This window comes from Nocardioides taihuensis (assembly GCF_042657275.1).
GTDB classification, from domain to species: domain Bacteria; phylum Actinomycetota; class Actinomycetes; order Propionibacteriales; family Nocardioidaceae; genus Nocardioides; species Nocardioides taihuensis.
Map to the genome: position 1 here is coordinate 663,881 of NZ_JBHSKD010000027.1, position 15,035 is coordinate 678,915.

A 15,035-nucleotide genomic window follows, 5' to 3' on the forward strand; every position below is an offset into this window, starting at 1 on the left:
GGCGGTCCGGACGGCGGTCCGGCTCAGCTCGAGGCCGGGACCTCGCACCCGTCCGGCCCGCACACCTCGGCGGTGTCGCCGACCACCTGGATCGTCGGCGTCCGGTCGGCCCAGGCGCGCGCGAGCACCTGCTCGAAGACCTCGGTCGGCTGGGCACCCGAGACGCCGTAGCGCTCGTCGACGACGAAGAAGGGCACGCCGGTCGCGCCGTACGCCCGCGCCTGCGCGACGTCGGCGGCGACCGCGTCGCCGTACTCGTCGCCGGCCAGCACCTCGTCCACGCGGCCCGCGTCGAGGCCCACGGAGAGCGCGGCCGACCTCAGCACCTCGTGGTCGCCGACGTCCTCGGCCCGCAGGAAGTACGCCGCGAGCAGCGCCTCCTTGAGCTCGCGCTGCTGCGCGGGGCCGCCCTCGGCCAGGGCGAGGTGGAGCAGCCGGTGGGCGTCCACGGTGTTGGTGTGGACGTTCTCGAGGAGCCGCATCGCGAGGCCCTCGCCGGCGCCGAGGTCGATCAGCTGCTGCTGGGACTCGCGCATCTCGGCCTCGGTGCGGCCGTAGCGACGCGCGATCACGCCGGTGGCGAGCTCGTGGCCGTGGCGCGGCGCGGACGGGTCGAGCTCGAAGGAGCGGTAGACGACCTCCACCTCGTCGGCGTGCTCGAAGCCGTCGAGCGCCCGCTCGAGGCGGCGCTTGCCGACGTAGCACCACGGGCAGACGACGTCGGACCAGATCTCGATGCGCATGACTGGTGCAACCTTCAACGACCCCGGCGGTGTTCCGGCTCCCGACGTGATCCGGCGAACAGCGCCTGACCGCCGGTCGCTGCCCTGCCATGATCAGGCCCGTGGGAGTCCACGACGACGCGGAGCGGATCGAGCCGGCCACGGTCGAGGAGTGGTCGGCCTGGCTGGCCGAGCACCACGGCGACCGGCCGGGCGTGTGGCTCGTCGCCGCGCGCCGCGAGGCCGATCGTGCGGTGACCTACGAGGAGCAGGTGGTCGAGGCGTTGCGGTGGGGCTGGGTGGACTCGACCGTGCGGCCGCTCGACGAGCAGAGGGCGATGATGTGGTTCTCCCCGCGCCGCCGGGGCAGCGTGTGGACCCGCAACAACAAGCAGCGGGTGGCCCGGCTCGAGGCCGAGGGCCGGATGGAGGCCTCGGGCATCGCGGCCGTCGAGGCCGCGCGGGCGAGTGGGATGTGGACGCTGATGGACCCCGTGGAGGACCTCGTCGTCCCCGACGACCTCGCCGCGGCGCTGGCCGCGCACCCGGGAGCGCGCGAGCACTGGGACGCCGCCCGCCCGTCAGCACGCAAGCAGGCCCTGGCCTGGATCGTGCTGGCGAAGAAGCCGGAGACGCGGGCAGCCCGGGTCGCCGCGACCGCGGCGCGTGCCGCGGACGGCGACCCGGTGCAGCCCTGAACGCTCCCCCGGCTCCGGCAGCTCAGCGTGCCGAGGTGCCCTCGGTGTAGTCGCTGTCGTGCGACTTCACCCACGACATCAGCTTGCGCAGCTCGCGGCCGGTCTCCTCGATCGGGTGCTTCTCCTCGGCGGCGCGGAACGCCTTGAACTCCGGGGCGCCGGCGTCCTGGTCGTCGATGAAGCGCTGCGCGAACGAGCCGTTCTTGATGTCCTCGAGGACGGCCTTCATGTTCTCCTTCACCTCGGGCGTGATCACCCGCTGGCCGGAGACGTAGTCGCCGTACTCGGCCGTGTCGGAGACCGACCAGCGCTGCTTGGCGATGCCGCCCTCGTACATGAGGTCGACGATCAGCTTCAGCTCGTGGAGGCACTCGAAGTAGGCGACCTCGGGCTGGTAGCCGGCCTCGGTCAGCACCTCGAAGCCGTACTGCACGAGCTTGGAGGCGCCGCCGCAGAGCACGGCCTGCTCGCCGAAGAGGTCGGTCTCGGTCTCCTCGGTGAACGTCGTGCGGATGCCGCCGGCGCGCAGGCCGCCGATCGCCTTGGCGTAGGAGAGCGCGAGGTCCCAGGCCTTGCCCGACTCGTCCTTCTCCACCGCGACGAGCACCGGGACGCCGCGGCCGTCGACGTACTCGCGGCGCACCAGGTGGCCGGGACCCTTGGGGGCGACCATGAACACGTCCACGCCGTCCGGCGGCGTGATGTACCCGAACCGGATGTTGAACCCGTGGCCGAAGACCAGGGTGTCGCCGGGGGTGATGTTGGGCTCGACCGCCTCGGCGTACAGCGTCCGCTGCACGTGGTCGGGGGCGAGGATCACGATCACGTCGGCCTCCTCCACCGCCTCGGCGGGGGTGAGCACGCGCAGGCCCTCGGCCTCGGCCTTGGCCCGGCTCTTCGAGCCCTCGGGCAGCCCGACGCGGACGTCGACCCCCGAGTCGCGCAGCGACAGCGAGTGCGCGTGGCCCTGGCTGCCGTAGCCGAGCACCGCGACGTTCTTGCCCTGGATCAGGGCGAGGTCGGCGTCGTCGTCGTAGAACATCTCAGCCACGTCGGGCTTCTCCTTCGTCTCTTCTTCTCGGGAAACTGCGGTGTCGCCGGTCAGCCGGCGGCGGGTGGCGCGGGGATCGGGACCGGCCGCAGCGAGCGCTCGCTGATCGAGCGGTTGCCGCGACCGATGGCGACCATGCCGGACTGCACGAGCTCGCGGATGCCGAAGGGCTCCACGACCTTGAGGAATCCGGCGAGCTTGTCGGCGTTGCCGGTGACCTCGACGGTCACGGCGTCGGGCGCCACGTCGACGACCCGGGCCTTGAACAGCTGGACGGCGTCGAGCACCTGACCGCGGGTGTCGACGTCGGCCTTGACCTTGACCAGCAGCAGCTCGCGGTTGACCGACGCGCTGCCGTCGAGCTCGACGATCTTGATCACCTCGATCAGCTTGTTCAGCTGCTTGGTCACCTGCTCGAGCGGCGAGTCCTCGACGTTGACCACGATCGTCATCCGCGAGACCTCGGGGTGCTCGGTCGGGCCCACGGCCAGGGAGTCGATGTTGAAGCCGCGACGGCTGAACAGGCCCGCGATCCGGGCCAGGACGCCGGGCTTGTTCTCCACCAGCACCGACAACGTGTGCTTGCTCATCGCGAGGACACCTCCCAGTCGTCCTCGACCCGGTCGAAGTCGGGGGCGAGGTCGCGGGCGTACTTGATGTCGTCGTTGCTCGTGCCGGCTGCGACCATCGGCCAGACCATGGCGTCGCGGTGCACGCGGAAGTCCACGACGACGGGCACGTCGTCGATCTCCATCGCCTTGGCGATCGTGGCGTCGACGTCGCCCGGGCTGTCGCACGAGAGGCCGACGCAGCCGTAGGCCTCGGCCAGCTTCACGAAGTCGGGGATCCGCTTGCTGTGCAGGTCGGTGTGGGAGTAGCGCTCGTTGTAGAACAGCGTCTGCCACTGGCGGACCATGCCCAGCGACTCGTTGTTGATCACCGCCACCTTGATCGGGATGTCGTTGATCGCGCAGGTGGCGAGCTCCTGGTTGGTCATCTGGAAGCAGCCGTCGCCGTCGATCGCCCAGACCGGGGTGTCGGGGCAGCCGACCTTGGCGCCCATCGCCGCCGGGACGGCGAAGCCCATCGTGCCGAGGCCGCCCGAGTTGATCCATGTGCGCGGCCGCTCGTAGCCGACGAAGTGCGCGGCCCACATCTGGTGCTGGCCCACGCCGGCGCAGTAGATCGCGTCGTCGCCGGCCAGCGCGCCGAGGCGCTCCATCACCAGCTGCGGGGCGAGCGTGCCGTCGTCGGGGGCGTCGTAGCCGAGGGGGTACTTCTTCTTCACCCCGGCGAGGAAGTCCACCCAGGCCTCGTAGTCGCCGGTGTGACCGGCGTCGGCCTCGGCCTGCAGCGCCACGACGAGGTCGCTGATCACCTCGCGGCAGTCCCCGACGATCGGGACGTCGGCGACGCGGTTCTTGCCGATCTCGGCGGGGTCGATGTCGGCGTGGATCACCTGGGCGCCGGGGGCGAAGGAGTCGAGGTTGCCGGTGACCCGGTCGTCGAAGCGGGCGCCGAGGCTGATGATCAGGTCGCTGCGCTGCAGCGCGGCCACCGCCGCGACGGTGCCGTGCATGCCGGGCATGCCGAGGTGCTGCGGGTGGGAGTCGGGAAAGGCGCCGCGTGCCATCAGGGTGGTCACGACCGGGATGCCCGTGAACTCCGCGAGCACCTTGAGCTCCTGCCAGGCGCGGGCCCGGATCGTGCCCCCGCCGACGTAGAGCACGGGGCGCCGCGACTCGAGGACCAGCCGGGTCGCCTCGCGGATCTGCTTGGAGTGCGGGCGGGTCACCGGCCGGTAGCCGGGCAGGTTGAGCTCGGTCGGCCAGGCGTAGGTGGTCATCGCCTGCAGCGCCGACTTGGCGATGTCGACGAGCACGGGACCCGGCCGGCCGGTGGAGGCGAGGTAGAAGGCCTCGGCCACGGTGCGCGGGATCTCGGCAGGGTCGGTGACCAGGAAGTTGTGCTTGGTGATCGGCATCGTGATGCCGCGGATGTCGGCCTCCTGGAAGGCGTCGGTGCCGATCGACTTGGCGCCGACCTGACCGGTGACCGCCACCAGCGGCACGGAGTCCATGTGCGCGTCGGCGATCGGGGTGACCAGGTTGGTGGCCCCCGGGCCCGAGGTCGCCATGCACACGCCCACCCGTCCGGTCGCCGCGGCGTACCCCTGGGCGGCGTGCCCGGCGCCCTGCTCGTGGCGCACCAGGATGTGCCGGATCGAGCTGTCCATCAGCGGGTCGTACGCCGGGAGGATCGCGCCGCCCGGGATGCCGAAGATGTGCTCGGTCCCCGCCGCCTCGAGCGCGCGGATCAGGCTCTGCGCGCCGGTCATCGGGGTGCCCGCCGCGGGGCCCTGCCCCTGGCTGTCGGTCATCGTCGCCTTCCTCGTCTCCACCGTCTGGACCAACCCAACAAAAAACCCCCCGGCCGGGACGGCGACGAGGGGATGACGCGGGAGCGTGCGGGCCCGGGGGCCTCAGCTCACGCGTCGGGTGCGTACGAGAAGGTCTGTGCGCATGCGCCTACGGTCTCCGTGACGCTCGTCCGACGTCAAGTCAGTCTGCCACGCGTCCCGCCATCTGGACAGCGAGTCCGGATGCTGGAGCCAGCCGGGGCCCGCTGCCTAGGCGTCCTCGTCCGGTTCGCGCCCGTCGGCGGTGCAGATGCAGACCTTGTTGCCGTGCCGGTCCGCGAGCACCCAGAACGCCGGGGCGTGCCCGTCGGTGACCAGGGTGCCGCCGGCGGCGAGCGCCTCCTGCAGCCGCTCCTCGGCCACCTCGCGGGGCACCACGATGTCGAGGTGGAACCGCTGCTGGACCTCGCCGGTCGCCCCCGGCGAGGTCTGGAACCACAGCGTGTTGTTGCGCCCGCCCGGGTCGAAGACCTCGGGCCACCGCGCGCGGACGTCGTAGCCGAGCACCGCGGCCCAGAACGGCGCCACCTCGTCGGCGGCGGGCACGTCGAGCCCCAGCTCGAGGGTGGACACCTCGCGCGGGACGGCCTCGACGCCGAGCTCGGCGGCGACGGCCGAGATCTGCCGGGCCAGGTCGATGTCACGGCTGGTGACACCGCCGACGTCGTGGCTGGACAGGTCGACGTCCACGTGCGGGTAGGTCAGCACCACGTCGGGATGGTGGTTGGCCGCCTCGGCGGCGTCCGTGATCCGGGTGACGAGCTCGAGCCCCTTGACGAAGCTGCCCGTCGCGAACCTCGCGTGCAGCTTCATCAGGAAGAAGCGCCAGTCGTCGAGCCCCTCCTCCTGGACGGCCCGGTAGCCGAGCAGCTGCCTGGGGTCGCTCACGGCAGCACCGCCTGTCCGAGGGGGCCGGGGTTCCACGCGACCTCCCAGCGGTAGCCGTCGGGGTCGCCGAAGTAGCCGGTGAACCCGCCCCACTCGCGCTCCACCGGGTCGCTCACCGGGTCGGCGCCGGCGCTGCGTGCGGTGTCGAGCACGGCGACGACCTCGTCGCGGGTGGGCACGTTGTGGGCGATCGTGAACGGCGCGACCCCCTCACCGCGCGCGATCGGGCCGACCTCGGCCTCGAAGGCCCGCTCGTCCCAGAGCGACAGGACGACGTGGGCGCCGACCTTGATCATCAGCACGTCACCGGGGACGTGGAGGTCGGGGGTCCAGCCGAGACCGTCGACGTAGAAGGCCCGTGCGGCCCCGAGGTCGCGGACCGCGAGCGTGACGAAGCTGATGCGCTGGTCCATGTGGTCACCTTGCCACCGCGGGCAGCAGCGAGGCGAGCGACGACCGCTGGCGGCCGGCGTCCAAGTTGTCGGGGGCGAGCCAGCGCTCGTGGGCGGCCCGGATGCCCGGCCACTCCTCGGCCGTGATCGAGAACCAGTCGGTGTCGCGGTTGCGGCCGCGGTAGACCATCGCGTTGCGGAACCGGCCCTCGTAGGTGAACCCGAGCCGGGCCGCCGCGCGTCGTGACGGCTCGTTGCACGAGTCGCACTTCCACTCGAACCGCCGGTAGCCGAGGTCGTCGAGGACGTGACGGGCCAGCAGGTGGGTGGCCTCGGTGGTGACCGGGGTCCGCTGCAGCCGTCGGGCGTAGATGATCGAGCCGACCTCGACCGACCCGTGGGCGGGGTCGACCCGCATCAGGGTGGTCATGCCGGCCGGCCGCTCCTCCCCCACCGGTACGACGGCGAACGTGCGGGCGTCCTCGGCCGCGGCCCAGGCCGCCACCTCGCGCTCCATCGCGGCGAGGTCGGCCGGCGGGCCGCTCAGCCGGTAGGTCCACAGCGGGGCGTCGGCGGGACCGCAGAGCTCCTCGTAGAGCGGCGCCGCGTGCTCCGGGGCCAGGGGCTCGAGACGGACGTGGCGGCCGGTCAGCGTCACCAGCGCGGGGAAGAGCCGCGGCTCCCAGCCCGGAACCGGGCGGCCGACCGGCTGCCCGTGCTCGTTGGTCGAGGTCACCGCAGTACCACCAGGACCTCGCGCGTCGCCTCGAGCCCCCGCCGTACCTCGGTGAACGACGTCGACAGCGGCGACAGGCCGACCCGCAGGCCCCCCGGGTCGCGGTAGTCCGGGATCACGTCGCGCTGCCAGAGCGCGGCGGTGACCTCACGCATCCGCGGGTGCAGCAGCGTGACGTGCCCGCCGAGGCGGTCGGGGTCGCGCGGCGAGCCGTTGACCACGCCGAGGGGCTCGAGCAGCTCCGCGGCGACCTCGGCGGCGTACGCCGTCAGTCGCTGCGACTTCGCGCGCACGGCCTCGATGCCGACCTCCTCGACCAGGTCGAGCATGAGGGTCAGCGGCAGCATCCCGACGACCGGCGGGGTGCCGCTGAGGATCCGGCGCACCCCCGGCGCGGGCGTCCAGTCGGGACCCATGAGGAACGGGTCGGCGTGGCCCATCCAGCCCTGGATCGGCTGGGCGACGGTGTCGAGGTGCCGCTCGGCGACGTAGGCGAACGCCGGCGCGCCCGGGCCACCGTTGAGGTACTTGTAGGTGCAGCCGACCGCGAGGTCGGCGCCCCAGTCGTCGAGGCGGACCGGCACCGAGCCGGCGGAGTGGCTGAGGTCCCAGACCACCAGGGCGCCGGCGTCGTGCGCGATCGCGGTGATCGCGGCGGCGTCGGCGATCCACGCCGAGCGGTAGGCGACGTGGCTGAGCACCACGGCCGCGGTCTGCTCCCCCACGGCCCCGCGCACCTGCCCGGCCGTGACCCCGGCCGCGGTGTCGACCTCGATCCAGCGGACGTCGAGGCCGCACTCGGCGGCGACGCCCTGCACGACGTAGCGGTCGGTCGGGAAGCTGTCGCGGTCGATCACGATCTCGCGGCGCCCGGGGCGCGCGGCCACCGCGGCCCGCACGAGCTTGTAGAGCAGCACGGTGGTCGAGTCGCCCACGGCGACCTGGCCGGCCCCGGCACCGAGCACGACCCGGCCGATGCGGTCACCGAGCGTGAGCGGCAGGTCGAACCAGCCCTCGTCCCAGCCGCGGATCAGCCGACCGCCCCAGTGCTCCTCGACGAACGCGGCCAGCGCCGGTCCGGTGCGGCGCAGCGGGCGCCCCAACGAGTTGCCGTCGAAGTAGACGAGCGGGGTCTCGGCACCGACGAACAGGTCGCGGTGGCGGGCGAGCGGGTCGTCGGCGTCGAGGAGGGTCGGGTCGGTCACCCGGCCATTCCTACCCCACGGGGTCCGCCGCGGCGGATCAGCCCAGCGCCGCCTCGTCGTTGCGGGCGGCGGGCCGGCGCATCACCAGGCCGCCCTGGTCGACGCCGACCTCGGTGAAGCCGAGGTGGCGGTAGACCTCGGCTGCGGGGTTCCCGAACGACACGTGCAGCAGCATCGGTACGCCGCGCCGGTCCGCGAGCGCCGCCCAGTGCGCGACCGCGTGCGAGGCGACGCCGCGACCGCGGGCCGCGGCGCGCACGCCGAGGTCGACGACGAGCAGGTCGCGGTCGCGCTCGAGCACGAGGATGCGCCCGGCGGGCTGCCCGTCGAGCTCCACGACCTGGTCGACGGCGCCGGGGTAGGCGGCGGCGTAGTGCCGCGCCCGCGCGTCGTACTGCAGGGCGACGAGGGTGTCGAGGGCCTCGCCGCCGGCGGCGTCGGCGAGCTCCTCGGCCTTGGCCTCGAAGAACAGCGAACGCAGGAAGTCCTCGTCGCCCGGCCCGGTCGGCCGGAGCGTCAGGCTCGGCCCTGTCTGCCTGGAAGCGTGCATGGGTGCCCCTCGGGGAAGGCCGCCCGGCGGGCGGATGGCCCCTCTAGCCTGCCACCGGGGACGGTCCCGTGCCCGGCATTCGGACCAGTGCGGTCCAGACCGCGCCGCTGTCCGGCTACCCGCAGACGGCCCCGTGGGCGGCGCTCTGCACGACCTTGGCGTACTTCCCGAGCACCCCGCGGGTGTACTTCGGCGGGTTCGGCTCCCAGCCGTCGCGGCGGGCCGCGAGCTCCGTGTCGTGGAGGGCGACGTCGAGCAGGCCGTGGCGGACGTCGAGGGTGATCCGGTCGCCGTCACGCAGGAACGCGATCGGTCCGGCGTCCACCGCCTCGGGGGCGATGTGGCCGACGCAGAGCCCGGTGGTGCCCCCGCTGAAGCGGCCGTCGGTGATCAGCAGGACGTCCTTGCCGAGCCCGGCGCCCTTGATGGCACCGGTGATCGCGAGCATCTCGCGCATGCCGGGGCCACCCTTGGGGCCCTCGTAGCGGATCACCACCACGTCGCCGTGCTGGATCTGCCCGGCCTCGAGGGCGTCCATGGCCGCGCGCTCCCCGTCGAAGACGCGGGCCGGGCCCTCGAACACCTCGTCGTCGAAGCCCGCCGACTTCACGACCGCGCCCTCCGGGGCGAGCGAGCCCTTGAGGATGGTGATCCCGCCGGTGCGGTGGATCGGCCGGCTCAGGTCGCGGATCACGTCGTCGTCCGCACGGGGCGGGTCGAGGTCGGCGAGGTTCTCCGCCATCGTCTTCCCCGTCACGGTGAGGCAGTCGCCGTGCAGCAGGCCGGCGTCGAGCAGGAGCTTCATCACGACCGGGATGCCGCCGATCTTGTCGACGTCGTTCATCACGTAGCGGCCGAACGGCTTGAGGTCACCGAGGTGCGGCACCCGCTCGCCGATCCGGGTGAAGTCGTCGAGCGACAGGTCGACCTCGGCCTCGCGGGCCATCGCGAGCAGGTGCAGCACGGCGTTCGTCGAGCCACCCAGCGCCATCACCACGGTGATCGCGTTCTCGAAGGCCTCGCGGGTCATCACCTGGCGGGCGGTGATGCCGTGGCGGAGCAGGTTGACGACCGCCTCACCGGAGCGGTGGGCGAATCCGTCGCGCCGCCGGTCGACGGCGGGCGGAGCGGCGCTCCCGGGCAGCGACATCCCGATCGCCTCGGCGACCGAGGCCATCGTGTTCGCGGTGTACATGCCGCCGCAGGCACCCTCGCCGGGGCAGATCGCGCGCTCGATCCGGTCGACCTCCTCGCGGCTGATCTTGCCGGCCAGGCACGCGCCGACGGCCTCGAAGGCGTCGATGATCGTGACGTCCTTGCCGTCGACCTGCCCGGGCATGATCGAGCCGGCGTAGAGGAACACCGACGCGAGGTCGAGGCGGGCCGCCGCCATCATCATCCCGGGCAGCGACTTGTCGCAGCCGGCGAGCAGCACCGAGCCGTCGAGGCGCTCGGCCATCATCACGGTCTCGACGGAGTCGGCGATCACCTCGCGCGAGACCAGCGAGAAGTGCATGCCCTCGTGGCCCATCGAGATGCCGTCGGACACCGAGATGGTGCCGAACTCCAGCGGGTAGCCGCCGGCGGCGTGCACGCCGTTCTTGGCCGCCTTGGCCAGCCGGTCGAGCGAGAGGTTGCACGGCGTGATCTCGTTCCAGCTGCTGGCGACGCCGATCTGGGGCTTGGCGAAGTCCTCGTCCTGCATGCCGACGGCGCGCAGCATGCCGCGGGCCGCTGCGCGCTCGAGACCGTCGGTGACGTCGCGCGACCGGGGCTTGATGTCGGGCTGCTCGCTCATGCGCCGAGCGTATTCCTCCTACGCTGGGCGGGTGCTGGGGTCCCACGCCGCCGAGACGGCGGCCCGCTTCGGGCTCGGCGAGGTCACCTCCTTCGCCGGCCCGGTGGCGCGCGGGCGGGTCGGCGAGATCTGGCGCCTCGACACCGGGCGCGGCAGCTACGCCGTGAAGACCTGGCGCGAGCGGCCCGACGTCGCCGAGGTGGACGCCGACACGGCGCTGCAGGAGCACTTCCTCGGGGCCGGCGTGCCGATGCCTGCGCCGGTGCGCACGACCGACGGCGCCGTGCTCGCCGAGGTCGGCGGCGTGCCGCTGCGGGTGCACACCTGGGTCGACGTGCTTCCCGAGGACCGCGGTCTCGACCCGGCGGCCGTGGGCGGGCTGCTCGCCCTGCTGCACCGGTCGGCCCCGCCGGCGTCGGGCCCCGTGGACCCGTGGTTCACCGAGCCCGTCGGCGCCGCCGGGTGGTCGGAGCTCGTCGCCGCGCTCGGGTCCGCGGGCGCTCCGTTCGCGGCCCGCCTCGGGGCCCTGGTGCCGTCGCTGCTCGACGCCGAGGCACTCATGGACGACCGCCCGCGCGAGCTGGTCGCCTGCCACCGCGACCTGTGGGCCGACAACCTGCGCGCCACCCCCGCCGGCGGGCTGATGGCCCTGGACTGGGAGAACGCCGGCGCGGCCGAGCCCGCGCAGGAGCTCGCCCAGCTGGTGCTCGAGTTCGGTCGCGGCGACCCCGCGCGGTGGCGGGCGTTGCACGCGGTGTACGTCGGGGCAGGCGGGCCGGCCCGCCTGCGTGAGCCGCGCGACTTCACGCTGCTGCTCGCCGTGCAGGGCCAGATCGTGCGGGTCGGCTGCCGGCGCTGGCTGGCGGCCACCACCGACGACGACCGCGCCGACAACGAGGCCTGGGTCGCGGAGTTCCTCGACGAGCCCTTCACCCGCGACACCGTGACGGCCGTGCTCGACGCCGTCGACGGCTGAGTCAGCGGAAGGCGGGCGCGAGCACGAGCGGGTGCTCGCCCCACCGTGCGGCGAGCTCGTCGCGCAGCGCCGCGGCCCAGGAGGTCAGCGCGGCCGGGCCGGGCAGCCGCGCCGCCAGGTCGAGCCGCGACAGCACCAGCGTCCACCGGCCCGGGCGACGCTCGGTGTCGCTGTTGACAGAGGTGGGGTCGAGCGCCCCGGCCAGGAACCACGACACGCTCAGCAGGCACCACAGCAGCGTGGCCCGGTCGACGTCGTCGGCCGACGCCTCGAACGGCGCAGCCGCGGTGAGCGCCACCTCGTCGGGGATCGCCCAGGCGCACCAGCAGGTGGGCCACGGCACGCGGAGGTAGGCCGCCTCCCAGGCGCGGTGGCGCACCTCGGCGAACTCGAGGTCGATCAGGTGCAGCCCGGCGGGGGTCCGCACGTTGTTGTCAGGACAGGTGTCGCCGGGACTGAACCGCTGGGCGGCCGGGTCGTCGAGCGGGGCGGCGTGCTCGCCCAGCGCCGCGGTGACGCGGTCGGACCACGGCAGGGCGTGTCGCGCTGCCGTCTCCTCCAGGGTCGCGGGGAGCGCGTCGATCTCGGCCATCGTGCTGTGCGCGGCGAGGTCGCCGAGGGCCGCGGCGAAGTCGCCGACCCGTCCGACGGTCTCCTCCTGCACGAGCGCCACCGCCTCCGCCCAGTCGCGGACGCCGTCCGCCGCGGCCCGCGGGTCGGTGCCGAGCAGCAGGTCGGCCAGGTTGGGCCCGTCACCGAGGTCGCTCATCACCACCACGGCCGGGTCGTCGACCACGGCGAGCAGGCGTGGCGTGCGGGTGCCGGCGGCGGCGGCGAGGCCGGCCGACTCGCGCACCCAGGTCCGTCGTTCGGGCTGCAGGTGGTGCTTGACGATCGCCGTGCCCCGGGGGAGGTCGGGTGCGGACACCCGCCAGACCTCGCTGCGGGCGCTCCCGCCGAGGGTGTCCACCACCGACAGCGACGGCACCCCGAGCGCTGCCGCGGCGGCCTCGAGCGCCGTCACGCGCCGGACTCGGCGACGGCCTTGAGCCGCGCGAGTCCCTTCTCCAGGTCCTTGCCGACCAGCTTGTCCATGCTGACCACCTTGCCGAAGAGCGCCGCGGCGCCCTTCTGCTCGCCGGTCATCCGCCAGGTGACGTCGGTGCCCGCCGCCGTCGGCAGGAGCTCGAAGGTGACCGTGCTCGTGGAGCGGAACGGCTTGACGAACGCCAGCGCCAGCTCGACCTCCTCGACCGTGGAGGCGGTGATCTCCATGCTGCCCTCGCCGGCCTTGCGGTTGCCCTTCCAGGCGTAGCGCGCGCCCACGCCGGCCTCGGCGCCGGTGTAGCTGCGGGTCAGGTCGGGATCGAGGTCTTCCCACGGCGACCACGCGGGCCACCGCCGGAGGTCGTCGATCAGGCCGTGGACGGTGGCCGGATCGGCATCGACGGTCGTCATCCGGACGACCTCGTAGCTGCTCACGTCGGGTGCCTCCGGCTCAGTCCGCGATCGTGGCCGCGCGCACCACCATCACGTCGGGCAGGTCGGCGGCCAGGCAGCGCCACGTGTCGCCGGCGTCGGCCGAGCCCCACACGCTGCCGTTGCGCGCACCGAAGTAGACCCCGGCCGGGTCGTGGCCGTCGGTGCTCATCGCGTCGCGCATCACCGCGACGTAGAAGTGGTCGGGCAGCCCGTCGCCGAGCTCCTCCCACGACTCGCCCGCGTCGCGCGAGCGCCACACCCGCGCCCGGGCCTCCGGCGGGTAGCGGCGGTCGCCGCCGTTGATCGGGAAGACGTAGACGGTGTCGGGCTCGTGGGGGTGGGACACGATCGAGAAGCCGAACTCGGCGGGCAGCCCGTCGGCGATCGACTGCCACGTCGCGCCGTGGTCGTCGGAGCGGTAGACGCCGCCGTGGTTCTGGAGGAAGAGCCTCTCGGGGCGGCTGGGGTGGCGGGTCACCTTGTGCACGCACTGGCCGAACTCGGGGTACTGCTGACCCTCGGGCAGGAACTCCGCGCGGATCCCCTGGTTGCGCGGCTCCCAGGAGGCGCCCCCGTCGCTGGTCTGGTAGACGCCGCCCGTGGAGAGGGCGGCGGTGACCGAGTCGGGGTCGTCAGGGTGCGGGAGCACGGTGTGGAAGGCCTGCCCGCCGAAGCCGGCGTTCCACTGCGGGCGGTGGGGGTGGTCCCACAGCGCCCGCTCGAGCTCGAAGGTCTCGCCGTTGTCGGTCGACCGGAAGACCGCCCCCGGCTCGGTGCCGGCCCACACGACGCCCGGCTCGGCGCCCGCGACCAGCTGCCAGACGCGCTCGACCTTGGCGTCGGTGCCCTCGGGGAACCGCACCGCCCCGCCCGGGGTCTCCTGCCAGCTCGCGCCGAGGTCGTCGCTGCGCCAGACCTGAGGGCCCAGCCAGGACGACGACGCGCCGGCGAAGAGCCGCACCCGCTGGCCCCGGGTGTCGACGAGGCAGGAGTACACCTCCTCCATGTCGAAGTGCGGCCCGGTGAAGTGCCAGTCCTCCCGGGCGGCGTCGGAGGAGCCGATCCACAGCCCCTTGCGGGTCCCGACCATCAGCAGCGTGGATGTCATGCTCCGGGACCCTAGACGGGCTCGCCGACAGGGGCCACCGCGTTCCCGTCCCGGTCGGTCGATGAGGATGGTCCCCGTGCGGACACGGGCGATCTGGCTGGTGCTGGGCGGCATCGCGTCCGTCCAGCTGGGCGCCGGGCTCGCCAAGGACCTCTTCGACGAGGTCTCGCCGACCGGGCTGGTGTGGCTGCGGCTGCTCACCAGCGCGGTGGTGCTCGGCCTCGTCGCCCGGCCGGCGCTGCGCGGCCGCACCCGCCAGGAGTGGACCGTCGTGGCCGGGTTCGGCGCGAGCCTCGGGCTGATGAACTGGGCGATCTACCAGTCCTTCGCCCGGATCCCGCTGGGCATCGCGGTGACCATCGAGTTCGTCGGCCCCCTCACCCTCGCCGTCCTGGGCTCCCGGCGACCGCGCGACCTGGTCTGGGTCGGTCTGGCCGCCGTGGGCGTCGGACTGCTGGGGTTCGAGCCGGCCGACCTCGACCTGCTCGGCGTCCTCCTCGCGCTGCTCGCCGGCGCCGCGTGGGCGGCGTACATCCTGCTCAGCGCGCGCACCGGCTCCCTGTGGCCCGGCCTCGACGGGCTCGCCGTCGCCAGCGTCGTGGCGACGCTGCTGCTCACGCCGTTCGCGATCCCGTCGGGCGGCGACGACCTCCTCGACCCGCACGTGCTGCTGCTCGGCGCGGCCGTGGGCCTGCTCAGCTCGGTGATCCCCTACAGCTTCGAGATCACCGCGCTGCGCACGCTGAGCCCCGCGGTGTTCAGCATCCTGATGAGCCTCGAGCCCGCCGCTGCCGCGCTCGCGGGGTTCCTCGTGCTCGGCGAGGTGCTCGAGCCGAGCCAGTGGCTGGCCATGGCGTGCGTGGTCGCCGCCAGCATCGGGGCGACGCGCACAGCACCCCCGGCCCCGGCCGCAGAGCCTGCGCCGAACTGACGACGCGGGAGTTCACGCAGACGTCACACGGGCGTGACCGCCCCGACCCGCACCGCCCCTAGGTTCGTGGCGTACGCCG

General features: G+C 73.5%; 16 protein-coding genes. 3 read left to right on the forward strand and 13 right to left on the reverse strand.

From position 1 onward, the window contains the following. Positions 1-23 precede the first annotated feature (23 nt). A complete protein-coding gene (locus ACFPGP_RS21205) occupies positions 24-743 on the reverse strand; it encodes a DsbA family oxidoreductase (protein WP_378593162.1) in 720 nt (239 codons plus the stop codon). Positions 744-844: 101 nt separating this feature from the next. On the opposite strand from ACFPGP_RS21205, the gene ACFPGP_RS21210 reads away from it, so the two are divergent. Further along, positions 845-1,420 (forward strand): YdeI/OmpD-associated family protein, encoded by a 576-nt coding sequence (locus tag ACFPGP_RS21210; protein WP_378593164.1) that lies wholly within the window; start codon positions 845-847, stop codon positions 1,418-1,420. 22 nt (positions 1,421-1,442) lie between these two features. On the opposite strand, the gene ilvC is transcribed toward ACFPGP_RS21210, so the two are convergent. The 9 genes from ilvC to ilvD form a co-directional block, all read right to left on the reverse strand. Beyond that, positions 1,443-2,471: a ketol-acid reductoisomerase gene (gene ilvC, locus ACFPGP_RS21215; RefSeq protein ID WP_378593166.1), complete on the reverse strand. Its 1,029-nt coding sequence runs from the start codon at positions 2,469-2,471 to the stop codon at positions 1,443-1,445. 50 nt (positions 2,472-2,521) lie between these two features. Next, positions 2,522-3,061, reverse strand: a complete 540-nt coding sequence (gene ilvN, locus ACFPGP_RS21220) for an acetolactate synthase small subunit (protein WP_378593168.1) — start codon at positions 3,059-3,061, stop codon at positions 2,522-2,524. Then, positions 3,058-4,851: an acetolactate synthase large subunit gene (locus ACFPGP_RS21225; protein WP_378593170.1), complete on the reverse strand. Its 1,794-nt coding sequence runs from the start codon at positions 4,849-4,851 to the stop codon at positions 3,058-3,060. The genes ilvN and ACFPGP_RS21225 overlap by 4 nt, the downstream gene beginning before the upstream one ends. 249 nt (positions 4,852-5,100) lie before the next feature. Beyond that, on the reverse strand, positions 5,101-5,778 hold the full coding sequence (locus tag ACFPGP_RS21230) for a 4a-hydroxytetrahydrobiopterin dehydratase (protein ID WP_378593171.1): 678 nt from the start codon (positions 5,776-5,778) through the stop codon (positions 5,101-5,103). Further along, positions 5,775-6,191, reverse strand: coding sequence for a VOC family protein (locus ACFPGP_RS21235; RefSeq protein WP_378593172.1), 417 nt, complete (start codon positions 6,189-6,191; stop codon positions 5,775-5,777). The genes ACFPGP_RS21230 and ACFPGP_RS21235 overlap by 4 nt, the downstream gene beginning before the upstream one ends. Before the next feature lie 4 nt (positions 6,192-6,195). Continuing rightward, positions 6,196-6,906 (reverse strand): GNAT family N-acetyltransferase, encoded by a 711-nt coding sequence (locus ACFPGP_RS21240; RefSeq protein ID WP_378593174.1) that lies wholly within the window; start codon positions 6,904-6,906, stop codon positions 6,196-6,198. Continuing rightward, a complete protein-coding gene (locus ACFPGP_RS21245) occupies positions 6,903-8,111 on the reverse strand; it encodes a kynureninase (RefSeq protein ID WP_378593176.1) in 1,209 nt (402 codons plus the stop codon). Before ACFPGP_RS21245 ends, ACFPGP_RS21240 begins: the two co-directional genes overlap by 4 nt. Positions 8,112-8,148: 37 nt before the next feature. Then, the gene (locus tag ACFPGP_RS21250; RefSeq protein ID WP_378593178.1) at positions 8,149-8,661 is read right to left on the reverse strand and encodes a GNAT family N-acetyltransferase; all 513 of its coding nucleotides are present in this window, start codon (positions 8,659-8,661) and stop codon (positions 8,149-8,151) included. Between the two features lie 115 nt (positions 8,662-8,776). Next, complete coding sequence (gene ilvD / locus ACFPGP_RS21255) at positions 8,777-10,459, reverse strand: dihydroxy-acid dehydratase (RefSeq protein ID WP_378593180.1); 1,683 nt, start codon at positions 10,457-10,459, stop codon at positions 8,777-8,779. Between the two features lie 31 nt (positions 10,460-10,490). Between ilvD and ACFPGP_RS21260 the strand changes: the two genes are divergently transcribed. Then, entirely contained in the window at positions 10,491-11,435 is a 945-nt protein-coding gene (locus tag ACFPGP_RS21260) for a phosphotransferase (protein ID WP_378593182.1), read from the forward strand. A 1-nt stretch (position 11,436) separates the two neighbouring features. Here ACFPGP_RS21260 and ACFPGP_RS21265 read toward each other — a convergent pair whose 3' ends face one another. The 3 genes from ACFPGP_RS21265 to ACFPGP_RS21275 are packed head-to-tail and all read right to left on the reverse strand — an operon-like array spanning position 11,437 to position 14,025. After that, on the reverse strand, positions 11,437-12,459 hold the full coding sequence (locus tag ACFPGP_RS21265) for a hypothetical protein (RefSeq protein WP_378593183.1): 1,023 nt from the start codon (positions 12,457-12,459) through the stop codon (positions 11,437-11,439). Further along, entirely contained in the window at positions 12,456-12,917 is a 462-nt protein-coding gene (locus ACFPGP_RS21270; RefSeq protein WP_378593185.1) for an SRPBCC family protein, read from the reverse strand. Before ACFPGP_RS21270 ends, ACFPGP_RS21265 begins: the two co-directional genes overlap by 4 nt. Before the next feature lie 16 nt (positions 12,918-12,933). Further along, positions 12,934-14,025 (reverse strand): WD40/YVTN/BNR-like repeat-containing protein, encoded by a 1,092-nt coding sequence (locus tag ACFPGP_RS21275; protein ID WP_378593186.1) that lies wholly within the window; start codon positions 14,023-14,025, stop codon positions 12,934-12,936. A 67-nt stretch (positions 14,026-14,092) separates the two neighbouring features. On the opposite strand from ACFPGP_RS21275, the gene ACFPGP_RS21280 reads away from it, so the two are divergent. Continuing rightward, positions 14,093-14,956, forward strand: a complete 864-nt coding sequence (locus tag ACFPGP_RS21280; protein WP_378593577.1) for an EamA family transporter — start codon at positions 14,093-14,095, stop codon at positions 14,954-14,956. Positions 14,957-15,035 lie beyond the last annotated feature (79 nt).